An 11,472-nucleotide genomic window follows, 5' to 3' on the forward strand; every position below is an offset into this window, starting at 1 on the left:
GGGTCAGTGGTCGTCATGGTCATCATCATCTCGGTTGCCTCCAGTCAGCAATGCACGGCTGACGTGGGGCCCAGGCGAACGGTCCCGATGTCCGGTGTTTGCAGTCGCTCCCCGGTGGTACCCACCTCAACGCCAGTCGCGACCGACTGCGACGAGTCTACCGTGTGGGAATCACAGCCCAGTCAATGAGGACATTCCATGGACTACGAGAAGGATCCGCGGGTCGACGACTACATCGACGCCCTGCCGGAGTGGCAGCAGCAGATCTGCCACGAGGTGCGCGATCTCGTCCACGCCGCCGACCCCGAGGTGGAGGAGACGATCAAGCGGACCGTGCAGCCGTACTTCGTGCTGCAGGGCAACGTCTGCGCGCTGCTCGCCGCGAAGGACCACGTCAACGTCTTCGTCTACGACGGCGGGATCGTGCCCGACCCGGAGGGCATCATCACGGCGGGCCACGACAACCAGACGGCGCGGACCGTCGGGTTCCGGCAGGGCGAGCCGATCAACGCGCCGGCGCTCACCGAGATGTTCCGGGCGATCATCGCCAACAACCGCGCCGGCGGTTGGCGCAGGATCAAGAAGGAGCAGGGCCTGGCTTGAGCCGCGCCAGCGACTCGCGCAGCAGCTCGAAGAACCGCGGGGCGTCCGGCTCGACGGCGACCCGGACCGCGCCGGCCGGATCGAACGCGATGTCGGTACGCCCGCGGGTGGGCGAGTCGCCGGTGTGGACCCGAACCGTCGCGGGGCGAAGAGTCACGAGTGTGGAGTCGACCAGGTAGGCGACCGTCAGCGCGTCGTGGACGGGTGCCGCCGCGCGGCCACGCATCGCGGGGAGCCGGCGATAGCGCTCGATGCGCTGCTCGATGAAGTCCGCCGCGACGCCGGCCGCGACACCGCCGTCGTCCCGCAGCGTCGCGCACTGCTCGGTCGCGACGATCGCGCGATAGGTCGTATCGATCGGCACCAGGACGAGCCTTTCGAACCCTGCGTCGAGCACCTGCTGCGCGGCTTCGGGGTCGTAGCCGACGTTGGTCTCGACCTCGGGCAACAGGCCGCCGCGCTCGATGACGCCGCCCATCACCACGATCTCCTCGACCGCGTCGACGAATGACGGGTCGGCGGCGACCGCCGACGCCACGTTGGACATCGACCCGGTGGGCACGAGGGTGAACCGCTCGGTCGTCGACCGCGCCGTCTCGACGAGCCACTCGACGGCGTCCTGGGGCTCGATCCGAGTGGTGGCCGTCGGGAGGGGCAGCAGGTCGGGCTCCGGGCTGCCCTCTGCCGCCGGCGCACCCGGTGGTGGTGCGACCGGCGCGCCGCGTCCGGCGTACACGGGTATGTCCGAGCGCCCGATCAGGTCGAGCGTGCGGCGCGAGTTGTCGGCGGTGTGCTCGACGGCGTGGTTGCCCCAGACCGCGGTCACCGCGAGCAGGTCGAGCTCTGGGCGAGCCGCCGCCAGCATGATCGCGATGGCGTCGTCGGTCCCCGTGTCGCAGTCGAGGATGACCCGGCGAGGCATGCGGCTACTCCTGCGGTGCCGACCCGATGAATCGGGCGAGGACCTCGGGCGGCACCTGCTGGTCGAGGTTGGCCAGCCGGACCTGGCCCTGCGCGATGAGCCGGCCGTCCTGGTCGACCGAGTCGAGGTGCCACAGCTGCTGGCTGCGGCCCCGGTGGATCGGGGTCGCGGTCGTGGTGATGGTGTCGCCGACCTTGGCCTGGCGCAGGAAGTCGGTCGAGTTGTTGGTGCCGACCACGATGCCCTTGTCGCCGAGCCAGACCTGGCCGGCCCAGCTCGCGGTCGACTCGTGGACCGTGCAGTAGACACCGCCGTGCGGAATGCCGAAGGGCTGCAGGTGCTGGTCGCCGATCGTGAAGCGTACGACGAACGTGTCGGGACTGGACTCGACGTGCTCCACGCCGAGCAGACCGTCCAGGCCGGGGATCTGAGTCATGCCCCGAGCCTATGAGGCGTACGCCCGGAAGCGGTCAGTGGTACTCGTGCACCACGGCGTGACCCTTGCCGCGACCGATCAGCCAGCGGTTGACCGGGACCGTCACGACGAACGCGACCGCCAGGGCGAACGCCAGGCTGCCCCAGAACAGGAAGCTCCCGAGCCCGGCCTCCATGGCACCCGGCACCGTCAGGAGCACGGCGTTGTCGACGATCTCCATCGTCAGGATCGACAGCGTGTCGGCGGCGAGGGCGACCTTGATCGCCCCGGCGAGCGGAAGGCCCGCTCGCATCACCGGGCGTACGGTCAGCGCGTAGCCGAAGAAGAACGCCAGGACGACCGCGAGGGCGATCGTGCTGCCGTCGCTCATGCCGAGGGCCGTGCCGATGACCATGCCGAGGACCTCGCCGATCGCACAGCCCGTGAGGCAGTGGAGGGTCGCCGAGACCGCGTTGCGGGTGAGCTCGCGCCCGGTCATCGCCATGTCGTGCATGTCGTGGTGCTCGTGCTGGCTCATGCTGCTCCTTCGGAGTTGAGGGTCTTGAAGCTGCGCAGCCGGAGGCTGTTGGAAACGACGAACACCGACGAGAACGCCATCGCCGCACCGGCCAGCATGGGATTGAGCAGGCCGGCCGCGGCCAGCGGGATGCCGACGACGTTGTAGGCGAACGCCCAGAACAGGTTGCCCTTGATCGTGCCCAGGGTGCGACGGGACAGCCGGATCGCGTCCGGCACGGCCCGCAGGTCGCCGCGTACGAGGGTCAGGTCGGCCGCCTCGATCGCGGCGTCGGTGCCGGTGCCCATCGCCAGGCCGAGGTCGGACTGCGCCAGCGCGGCTGCGTCGTTGACGCCATCGCCGACCATCGCGACGGTGCGGCCCTCCTCCTGGAGCTTGCGGACGACGTCGACCTTCTCGCTGGGTCGCACCTCGGCGTAGACCTCGTCGATGCCGACCGTCGCCGCGACCGCACGAGCGGCGCGCTCGTTGTCGCCGGTCAGCAGGACCGGGCGGAGCCCGAGGTCGCGGATCTGACGGATCGCCTCGGCGCTCGACTCCTTGATCGTGTCGGCGACGACCAGGACGCCGCGGACCGCACCGTCCCAGCCGACGACGACCGGCGTACGTCCTTGCGCCTCGGCCTCGCCCTTGGGGCCGGCGAGGTCACCGACATACTGCGACCAGTCCGCAAGGAACGCCTCGCGGCCGACCACCACCGCGCGACCCTCGACGACGCCCTGCACGCCGAGTCCTTCGCTGTTGCTGAAGCCTTCGACGACTGGCAGCTCACCCAGCTCGGATCGGGCGGCATCGGCGATCGCGCGGGCGATCGGGTGCTCGGACGCGTCCTCGAGCGCACCGGCGATGCGGAGCACCTCGGCCCGGTCCTCGCCGTCGGCGACGATCACGTCGTGCAGCGTCATCTTGCCGGTCGTGACGGTGCCGGTCTTGTCCAGCACGACGGTGTCGATCGTCCGGGTGGACTCCAGCACCTCGGGCCCCTTGATCAGGATGCCGAGCTGTGCGCCGCGCCCGGTGCCGACCATCAGGGCGGTCGGCGTCGCAAGACCCAGCGCGCAGGGGCAGGCGATGATGAGCACCGCGACGGCGGCCGTGAATGCCGCCGAGGCGCCCTCGCCGGTGCCGACCCAGAAGCCCAGCGTGCCGACGGCCAGCGCGATCACGATCGGCACGAAGATGCCCGAGATCGAGTCGGCGAGCCGTTGCGCCTGGGCCTTGCCGCTCTGCGCGTCCTCGACCATCCTGGCCATCTGCGCCAGCTGGGTCTCGGCGCCGACCCGGGTCGCCCTGACCGTCAGGCGTCCGCTGGTGTTGACCGTGCCGCCGACGACGTGGTCCCCCGCGACGACCTCCGCGGGCACGGACTCGCCGGTGACCATCGAGGCGTCGACCGCTGACGTGCCGTCCTCGATCACCCCGTCGGTCGCGATCTTCTCGCCGGGGCGTACGACGAAGATGTCGCCGACGTGCAGGTCGTCGGTCGGGATGCGCACCTCGACCCCGTCGCGTACGACCGAGACCTCCTTGGCGCCGAGCGCGAGCAGCGCACGCAGCGCCGAGCCGGCCCGCCGCTTGGAGCGTGCCTCGAAGTAGCGGCCGGCGAGGATGAACGTCGTGACGCCGGCCGCGGCCTCGAAGTAGATGTTGCCGCTGCCGTCCATGCGGGAGATCGTCAGCTCGAACGGGTGCTTCATGCCGGGCTCGCCGGCCGTGCCCCAGAACAACGCGTACAGCGACCAGCCGAACGCCGCGAGCGTGCCGACCGAGATCAGCGTGTCCATCGTCGCGGCACCGTGGCGCAGGTTGGTCCAGGCCGCGACATGGAACGGCAGCGCGCCCCAGACGACGACTGGAGCCGCGAGAGTGAGCGACAGCCACTGCCAGTTGGTGAACTGCAGCGCCGGGATCATCGCGAACGCGATGACCGGCACCGTCAGGACGATCGAGATCAGCAGACGCTGCAGGAGGGGTCGCGACGGATCGTCCTCGACCTCCTCGTCGGCCTCCTCGGCCTTGGGCGGTTGCGGCAGCTGGGCGGTGTAGCCGGCCTTCTCGACCTCGGCGATCAGCAGCTCGGGGTCGATCGGGCCGGCGGTGTCGACCCGCGCCTTCTCGGTCGCGTAGTTGACCGAGGCGGTCACGCCGTCGAGCTTGTTGAGCCGCTTCTCGATGCGCATCGCGCACGACGCACAGGTCATGCCGCCGATCGACAGGTCGATCCGCTCGCCTGCATCAAGGTGCTGGTCGGTGAGTGCCATGTCAGTGTCCGTGTCCTGAGTCGTCGTGGCCGCCGGCGTCCTGGGACCCCTTCGCCCCGGCCTCGACCGTGAACTCGGCGGTACGGACGACGTCGCCGTGCTTGAAGTCGAGGTAGAGGCGGTAGCTGCCCTCTGACGGGAAGTCGGCGTAGAACGTGATGCCCGGTCCGGGCTCGGTCCTGCCGTCGCCCGGCTCGCCGTCCGGGTGGACGTGGAGGTAGGCGAGGTCGGACTCGCGCAGTGCGACGAGGTGCCCGTACGCGGCGAGGTACGGCTGCAGGTCCGTGACCGGCTTGCCGTCCTTGGCGACCGTCAGCGTGAGCTTCGAGTCGCCACCGGTCCTGGCGTCACCGTCGAGCGTCACGGTGTAGTCACCGACGGTGGCGGTGCGCGACGGCTCGGGGAGCGGCTTCGGGGTGAACTCACCGGCGACCGTCAGGTCTGCGCCGAGCGTCAGCTGGGGGTCCTTGCCGGCCGGGTCGAAGTCGGCGAACGTCCGCCACTGGCCCGGGTCGAGCGAGAGCGTGGTGGTCCAGGTGCCCTGCTCGTCGAGCGTGGGGTGCACGTGCTGGAAGCCCGACAGGTCGCGCTTGGCGACGATGAAGTGCATCTTCTTGTCGTGCAGCGTCTCGTACGCGGTCAGCGGATCGCCGTCGGGTCCGAGGACCCGGAACGACACGGTGGCCTGGTCGTCGGGACGCTGCTGCGGCTCGTCGAGCACCAGCCGATAGCCGTTCTCGGCGACCTGGAGGCCGCCGGGGACCTTGTCGGCTGCCGCGGACATACCGGGCATGTCTTCCATCGCGCCGTCCTCCTCGTGATCCATCGCTGCTGGTTCGTTGTCGACCGGGCCGACGGCGTTGCCGATCGCGACTGCCCCGCCGAACACGACGCACAGTCCCGCGACGAAAACGCCGACCTTGGCTCCGGTATTCATGCGACCTGGTAGCCGGCCTCGGCGACGGCCTCACGTACGGCGTCGTCGGCCACGGGCTCGGCGTCGGTCGTGACGGACAGCGAGCCGGTGGCCAGGTCGACGTTCAGGTCGCTGACACCGGGGATCGCGCCGACCTCTTCGCTGACGGAGCGGACGCAGTGCTCGCAGGTCATGCCGACGACGGTGTAGGTGCTGGTGGTCATGGTGATTCCTCTCGTGGTGTTCTTCGGTCAGCTGCGGACGAGGCGCGCGATCGCGTCGGAGGCCTCGCGGATCTTGGCCTCCGACTCGGCACCCCCGGCGCGGGCGGCATCGACGACGCAGTGGTTGAGGTGGTCGTCGAGCAGGCCCAGCGAGACGGACTGGAGCGCCTTGGTCATGGCAGAGACCTGCGTCAGGATGTCGATGCAGTACTGGTCCTCCTCGACCATGCGCTGCAGGCCGCGGGCCTGGCCCTCGATGCGGCGCAGCCGCTTGAGGTAGTCGTCCTTCTTGTCGTCGTACCCGCGTGCTTCGTGGTCGTGTGCCATGGTGACTCCTCGTTCGTACCCCTGGGGGGTATGTCTTCGTGCCCATGACCATATACCCCTAGGGGGTATCACGCAAGTAAGGATCGCCCGAGACTTCTCTCAGATGTGTTTGGGCAGACAAACGGGCGGGTATGTCAGGCGCGTCGAGGCGGCCGAGGATGCGCGAAATCTGCGGCAGGACATTCCCGCCGTCCTCGACGCATACGAGGGGCGGGCCAGCCGCTTACGCAGACGGCTGGCCCGCCCGCCTCGTCTGCGTGGCCACTAGGCGTGGGTTGCGCTGCTCTCGCGAGCCTGGACGCGTTGGGCCAGACCGTCGAGCCAGGTGTTGAGGTGACGGCGGTACCAGCCGCGGCCGGACCACTTCTCCGGGTCGGCGAACCCGGGGATCGAGTGGTCGGGGAGGTCATGTCGGTCGGCGATCGTCTTGAGGCGGCCGGCCTCGATCGACGACGTGAGGACGAGCGCACGTACGAACTCGATCGCCGCAGTCGCATCGACGAGGTCGAGGCCTTCGCGCTGCAGCGACTCGATGTGCGGCGTGATCATCTCAAGGAATCCCGGCGACACGTTGCGCGTGCGCAGGGCCGTGATGTCGTAGCCGGGATAGTTGGCGCACATCATCCAGAAGGTCTCCCCGATCTGCTCGAGGTGCTCCCGCCACGGCAGGTCCGCCGAAGGCCACGGAGCAGATCGGGCGATGCGATCCATGACCTGGACGACCAGGTCCTCGCGATCCGTGAAGTAGCGGTATAGCCCCGAATGCACGACGCCGAGTCGCGCAGCGATCGACGGCATGCTGAAGCTCCCGAGTCCCTCGGCCAGCACGGCGTCGATGATCTGGTCGACCGTCAGAGTTCGCGGTCTTCCGGGCTTAGCGTTCATCTTTCAAGGCTACGCGCCACTGCCGATGTCAGATCGCGAATGGCGGGAAGTAGTGCCAAAGGACCAGGCGGGGTGGTTCTGTCGGTCAGGGCGCTTGGTCGCGCAGCTCCTCGATCAAGGCCAGCTCGTCCGACCGGCTCAGTCCCGCCTTGCGCTCACGATCGAGCCCGCGGGCGCGCTCGTCGTCCAGCGTCGCGCTGATCGTGTCGACCAAGGGGCGCCGCTCCAGGCCGTACGCCAGCGCTCGCGCGTCGTCCATCATGCCCATGCCGTGGTGGCTCGACGGCAGCCACAGCGGCAGCGATCGCGGGCCCATCCACTCCTCGACGCCGTGCTCGCGCAGCCATGACTCGCTGGCGACCAGCTGGTCGCCCGTGAAACCGGCCACCTCGGCCGACAGCGCCACGAGCGCACCCACCGTCGTGGGCTCGCCGACCCCGTGGACCGTGCCGGTCGCACCTCCCTCGGCCGACGCCGCGATCCAGCGCGACAGGTCGCGGACGTCGACGACCTGCATCGGCTGATCCGCGACGGCAGGCACGAGCACCGGCTCATCGCCGGCGAGCGCGAACCGTGCGGCGTAGTAGCCGAACCGGTCCGATCGATCGCCCGGACCGCCGATCAACCCCGCCCGCACGATCAGGTGCCGGTGCAGCTGTCGCACGGCCTGCTCGCAGGCGACCTTGCCCTCGCCGTACTGCTCCGGCCCGGCGACATCGCCGTCGAGCGGGTCGAGCAGTCGCGAGTCCTCGGTCAGCGGCCCGCTCTGGTCGGCGTACACCGAACCGGTCGAGATGAGGGTCCAGTGCGTCGCGGTCGAACCCAGCGCCTGGATCGCCGACCGCACCTGTCCGGGCTGGCGCGACAGGTCGATCACGAGGTCCCAGTGCCGGTCGCTGACCTCGTCGTACGCCCTCGGTGCCGCGCGGTCGGCCGGGACGAACGTCGCACCGTCGGGTGCATCGCCGGACTCACCCCGCGCCAGGCACGTGACGTCATGACCGCGGGCAATCGCGTCGCGCGCGATCTGCCCGCCGACCCAGGAGGTGCCGCCGAGGACGAGGAGTGAGCTCATGCCTCAATCAACCACGCGATCACGGGGTTCGGACAGCCCTGTTCACTCCCGGCAGAACGTACGCTCGAGACGTGCCGTTGACGCTGAGCCACCCCGCGGCGGTCCTGCCGCTGACCCGGCTCGGCCTGCCCATGACGTCGATGGTCGTCGGCAGCATGGTGCTCGACATCCCGCTCTACCTCGGCTCGAGGCGCGGCTACGAGATCGCGCACAGCCCCTGGGCCGTCCCGACGATCGACATCATCGGCACGCTGATCGCGCTCGCGATCTGGTTCGCGGTGCTGCGCGACCCGCTCACCGACCTGGCCCCGTCCGCCGTCCGCGACCGCCTCGCTCCACGCGCCCGGCTCACCCGTCGGCAGTGGCAGCTCGCGCCGATCGGCGCGCTGATCGGCGGCACCACCCACGTCGTCTGGGACTCGTTCACGCACGACAACACCTGGGGGTACGAGCACGTCACCTGGTTGCAGACGGATCACCTCGGGGTGTCGGGTCTGCGGTGGGCCCAGTACGTCTCGGCGATCGGCGGGCTCACCGTGATCTGTGCGTTCGCCGTCGCACACCTGCGCAGGCTCCCCGTCATCCGGGAGCGGCGGCCGACGCGTGCGCTGCCGGGCTTCACCCTGCCGGCAGTCCTCCTGGCCGGGGTCGTGGCGGCGGCGACGGCGGCCTTGGCCAAGGCCTCGGTGGGGCTGCACTCCATGGCGTTCCACGGCGCGGTCAGCGGCGTCATCACCCTGACGGCGGGCATCATCCTCGCGTGCGCAGCCTGGCAGCTCCGTCGACGCAGTTGGCCGCCTACGGGTGAGGCATAGCATTCAAGGCATGGCCTCCGAACACGTTCTCACCGTCACCGGCACCGTCTCCTTCCGCGAGCGCATCGCCGTCCCGCCGGGAGCCGTCGCCACGATCAAGCTCGTCGACACCGAGGGCGAGGTCCTGGCGGCGACCGCAACCGACGTACCCGGCATACCCACCGAGTTCACCCTGCACGCCGACCCAGGCCTCGTCGCGGACACCGACAAGCTGCTGATCTGGGCCATGCTGCGCACCGACGTCGGCGTGTGGGGCACGACCGAGCTCGTGCCGGTCGAGGGCGACTCCACGGCGGTGCTGCTGACCAAGATCGATGAATGATGCGCCCGAGTCCCACCATCACGCACCTCAGTGACGAGGAGATCGGCAGCGGTCAGCCGATCCTCCGACGCATCGCCCGGATGCTCAAGCCGTACCGGACCAAGATGGCGTACGTCGCGGTGGCCGTGGTCGCCGCGGCGGCGCTGAGCTCGATCGCTCCGTTCTTCACCAAGGCGGTGTTCGACCAGGCGCTGTTCCCGGCCGACGGCAGCGGGGTCGACCTCGGGCTGCTGGGCTGGCTCGTCGGCGCCCTGTGCGCGATCCCCGTCGTGACGGCGCTGATCGGCATCGTGCAGAACTGGCTGACCTCGACGATCGGCAACTCGGCGATGGCCGACCTGCGCAGCGACCTGTTCGCGCACCTGCAGAAGATGGAGCTCGCGTTCTTCACCGCGACCAAGACCGGCGCGATCCAGTCGCGCCTGGCCAACGACGTCGCCGGCGTACGCACCGTACTGACCGACACCGCCACCTCGATCCTGCAGAACAGCGTCACGGTCTCCGCCGCGTTCATCGCGATGGTGATCCTGTCGTGGCAGCTGACGGTGCTGACGCTGATCGTCATGCCGCTGTTCGTGTGGATCCAGCTGCAGGTCGGCAAGCGTCGCCAGCGGCTCGCGCGCAAGACGCAGGAGTCGCTGTCGGAGATGACCGCGATCACCGAGGAAGCGCTCAGCGTCTCGGGCATCCTGCTGTCCAAGGTGTTCAACCGCGCCGACTCCGAGGTCGCGCGCTACCGCGAGGCCAACCGCAACCAGACCCGGCTCCAGGTCGAGCAGGCGATGACCGGCCGGGCGTTCTTCGCGACGGTGCAGACGTTCTTCGCGATCACCCCTGCGCTGATCTACCTCGTCGCCGGCTACATGCTCAACGGCGGCACCGCGCTGACCGCCGGCACGCTCGTCGCGTTCACGACGCTGCAGGCGCGGCTGCAGATGCCGCTGCTGCAGCTGATGCGCGTGTCGCTCGACGTGCAGACGTCGCTCGCGTTGTTCCGCCGGCTGTTCGAGTACCTCGACCTCGAGCCCGCCATCACCGAGCGCCCCGGCGCGGTGGCGCTCAATCCCAAGGACCTGCGCGGCGAGATCGAGTTCCGCGACGTCCGCTTCCGCTACCCCGAGCCGCGCAGCCTGTCGGGCGGGACCGGCGGTGACCGGTTCGGTGAGAGCGGCGTACGCATCGATCGCACCGAGCCCGCGCCGGAGCCCGGCTGGGCGCTGGACGGTGTGTCGCTGCGGGTCGAGCCCGGGCAGCTCGCCGCGATCGTCGGTCCGTCAGGGGCGGGCAAGACGACCATGACGTACCTCATCCCGCGGTTCTACGACATCAATTCCGGGGCCGTCCTGATCGACGGCACCGACGTGCGCGACCTGACGATGGGCTCGGTCGCCGAGGCGATCGGCATGGTGACGCAGGAGCCGTACCTCTTCCACGGCACGATCCGCGACAACATCGCGTACGCCAAGCCCGACGCGACCGCCGAGGAGATCGAGCAGGCGGCGCGCGACGCCAACATCCACGACCGCATCCTGTCGTTCGTCGACGGGTACGAGACGATCACCGGCGAGCGCGGCTACCGGCTCAGCGGGGGCGAGAAGCAGCGACTCGCGATCGCCCGGGTGCTGCTGATGGACCCGCGCATCCTGATCCTCGACGAGGCGACCTCGGCGCTGGACACCGAGACCGAGCGGCTCGTGCAGGATGCGCTCGAGCGGGCGACCCACAACCGCACGACGATCGCGATCGCGCACCGGCTCTCGACGATCCACAACGCCGACGTGATCTTCGGCCTCGAGGAGGGCAAGCTCGTCGAGCAGGGCACCCACGACGAGCTGCTCGCGCTCGGCGGCCTCTACTCGCGCCTGTACGTCGAGCAGTTCGGCTCGGGCCAGATCGAGGCGCGGTTCACCGACGGCGTGCGCTTCGTGAACGGCGAGACGTACTGCGACAAGCCCGGCGCCGACGAGCGCCGCGCCGACGTGTCGTTCTGACGGCGGCGGTTTACCAGGAGAACCTGGTAAACCGCCACTTCACCGGGTGAATTCACCTGGAGGAGTGGCGGGTTGCCTGGAGAAGTTGGCCTGACGGCCCGACTCACTCCTTCGGGGCGTCCTTGGCCCGCTCGAGCGCCTTCGGCAACAGCTTGACGACGTCGACCTCGGGGTCGCC

The 11,472-nt window shown here is 69.6% G+C and carries 13 protein-coding genes and 1 riboswitch; of the genes, 4 read left to right on the forward strand and 9 right to left on the reverse strand.

From position 1 onward, the window contains the following. Positions 1-61: 61 nt before the first annotated feature. Positions 62-150, reverse strand: a riboswitch (ZMP/ZTP riboswitch). Positions 151-198: 48 nt separating this feature from the next. Beyond that, positions 199-603: a DUF1801 domain-containing protein gene (locus V6M46_RS11565; RefSeq protein WP_332665101.1), complete on the forward strand. Its 405-nt coding sequence runs from the start codon at positions 199-201 to the stop codon at positions 601-603. On the opposite strand, the gene V6M46_RS11570 is transcribed toward V6M46_RS11565, so the two are convergent. The 9 genes from V6M46_RS11570 to V6M46_RS11610 all read right to left on the reverse strand — a co-directional run bounded on the left by V6M46_RS11570 (position 578) and on the right by V6M46_RS11610 (position 8,166). Then, on the reverse strand, positions 578-1,525 hold the full coding sequence (locus V6M46_RS11570) for a nucleoside hydrolase (protein WP_332665103.1): 948 nt from the start codon (positions 1,523-1,525) through the stop codon (positions 578-580). The two genes, V6M46_RS11565 and V6M46_RS11570, sit on opposite strands and share 26 nt — an antisense overlap. Positions 1,526-1,529: 4 nt before the next feature. Beyond that, positions 1,530-1,961, reverse strand: a complete 432-nt coding sequence (locus V6M46_RS11575; protein ID WP_332665106.1) for a PaaI family thioesterase — start codon at positions 1,959-1,961, stop codon at positions 1,530-1,532. A 34-nt stretch (positions 1,962-1,995) separates the two neighbouring features. Continuing rightward, positions 1,996-2,478 (reverse strand): DUF4396 domain-containing protein, encoded by a 483-nt coding sequence (locus V6M46_RS11580; RefSeq protein WP_332665108.1) that lies wholly within the window; start codon positions 2,476-2,478, stop codon positions 1,996-1,998. Continuing rightward, entirely contained in the window at positions 2,475-4,739 is a 2,265-nt protein-coding gene (locus tag V6M46_RS11585) for a heavy metal translocating P-type ATPase (protein ID WP_332665109.1), read from the reverse strand. The genes V6M46_RS11580 and V6M46_RS11585 overlap by 4 nt, the downstream gene beginning before the upstream one ends. A gap of 1 nt (position 4,740) precedes the next feature. Beyond that, on the reverse strand, positions 4,741-5,676 hold the full coding sequence (locus tag V6M46_RS11590) for a hypothetical protein (RefSeq protein WP_332665111.1): 936 nt from the start codon (positions 5,674-5,676) through the stop codon (positions 4,741-4,743). Next, on the reverse strand, positions 5,673-5,879 hold the full coding sequence (locus tag V6M46_RS11595) for a heavy-metal-associated domain-containing protein (protein WP_332665113.1): 207 nt from the start codon (positions 5,877-5,879) through the stop codon (positions 5,673-5,675). Before V6M46_RS11595 ends, V6M46_RS11590 begins: the two co-directional genes overlap by 4 nt. Positions 5,880-5,906: 27 nt before the next feature. After that, entirely contained in the window at positions 5,907-6,206 is a 300-nt protein-coding gene (locus tag V6M46_RS11600; protein WP_332665116.1) for a metal-sensitive transcriptional regulator, read from the reverse strand. 264 nt (positions 6,207-6,470) lie between these two features. After that, entirely contained in the window at positions 6,471-7,091 is a 621-nt protein-coding gene (locus V6M46_RS11605) for a TetR/AcrR family transcriptional regulator (RefSeq protein WP_332665118.1), read from the reverse strand. 85 nt (positions 7,092-7,176) lie between these two features. Continuing rightward, entirely contained in the window at positions 7,177-8,166 is a 990-nt protein-coding gene (locus V6M46_RS11610; RefSeq protein ID WP_332665120.1) for an NAD-dependent epimerase/dehydratase family protein, read from the reverse strand. A gap of 71 nt (positions 8,167-8,237) precedes the next feature. On the opposite strand from V6M46_RS11610, the gene V6M46_RS11615 reads away from it, so the two are divergent. The 3 genes from V6M46_RS11615 to V6M46_RS11625 are packed head-to-tail and all read left to right on the forward strand — an operon-like array spanning position 8,238 to position 11,294. Continuing rightward, positions 8,238-8,981, forward strand: a complete 744-nt coding sequence (locus V6M46_RS11615) for a DUF4184 family protein (RefSeq protein WP_332665122.1) — start codon at positions 8,238-8,240, stop codon at positions 8,979-8,981. A 10-nt stretch (positions 8,982-8,991) separates the two neighbouring features. Continuing rightward, on the forward strand, positions 8,992-9,303 hold the full coding sequence (locus tag V6M46_RS11620; protein WP_332665124.1) for a YbaY family lipoprotein: 312 nt from the start codon (positions 8,992-8,994) through the stop codon (positions 9,301-9,303). Further along, positions 9,300-11,294, forward strand: coding sequence for an ABC transporter ATP-binding protein (locus tag V6M46_RS11625; protein WP_332665127.1), 1,995 nt, complete (start codon positions 9,300-9,302; stop codon positions 11,292-11,294). The genes V6M46_RS11620 and V6M46_RS11625 overlap by 4 nt, the downstream gene beginning before the upstream one ends. The last annotated feature ends 178 nt before the right edge of the window (positions 11,295-11,472 follow it).

It is taken from the genome of Aeromicrobium sp. (assembly GCF_036676885.1).
In the GTDB taxonomy this organism is placed as follows: domain Bacteria; phylum Actinomycetota; class Actinomycetes; order Propionibacteriales; family Nocardioidaceae; genus Aeromicrobium.

Coding starts and splice junctions, on each gene's coding strand:
- V6M46_RS11565 (WP_332665101.1), top strand. CDS start 199: ATGGACTACGAGAAGGATCCGCGGGTCGACGACTACATCGACGCCCTG.
- V6M46_RS11570 (WP_332665103.1), bottom strand. CDS start 1,525: ATGCCTCGCCGGGTCATCCTCGACTGCGACACGGGGACCGACGACGCC.
- V6M46_RS11575 (WP_332665106.1), bottom strand. CDS start 1,961: ATGACTCAGATCCCCGGCCTGGACGGTCTGCTCGGCGTGGAGCACGTC.
- V6M46_RS11580 (WP_332665108.1), bottom strand. CDS start 2,478: ATGAGCCAGCACGAGCACCACGACATGCACGACATGGCGATGACCGGG.
- V6M46_RS11585 (WP_332665109.1), bottom strand. CDS start 4,739: ATGGCACTCACCGACCAGCACCTTGATGCAGGCGAGCGGATCGACCTG.
- V6M46_RS11590 (WP_332665111.1), bottom strand. CDS start 5,676: ATGAATACCGGAGCCAAGGTCGGCGTTTTCGTCGCGGGACTGTGCGTC.
- V6M46_RS11595 (WP_332665113.1), bottom strand. CDS start 5,879: ATGACCACCAGCACCTACACCGTCGTCGGCATGACCTGCGAGCACTGC.
- V6M46_RS11600 (WP_332665116.1), bottom strand. CDS start 6,206: ATGGCACACGACCACGAAGCACGCGGGTACGACGACAAGAAGGACGAC.
- V6M46_RS11605 (WP_332665118.1), bottom strand. CDS start 7,091: ATGAACGCTAAGCCCGGAAGACCGCGAACTCTGACGGTCGACCAGATC.
- V6M46_RS11610 (WP_332665120.1), bottom strand. CDS start 8,166: ATGAGCTCACTCCTCGTCCTCGGCGGCACCTCCTGGGTCGGCGGGCAG.
- V6M46_RS11620 (WP_332665124.1), top strand. CDS start 8,992: ATGGCCTCCGAACACGTTCTCACCGTCACCGGCACCGTCTCCTTCCGC.
- V6M46_RS11625 (WP_332665127.1), top strand. CDS start 9,300: ATGATGCGCCCGAGTCCCACCATCACGCACCTCAGTGACGAGGAGATC.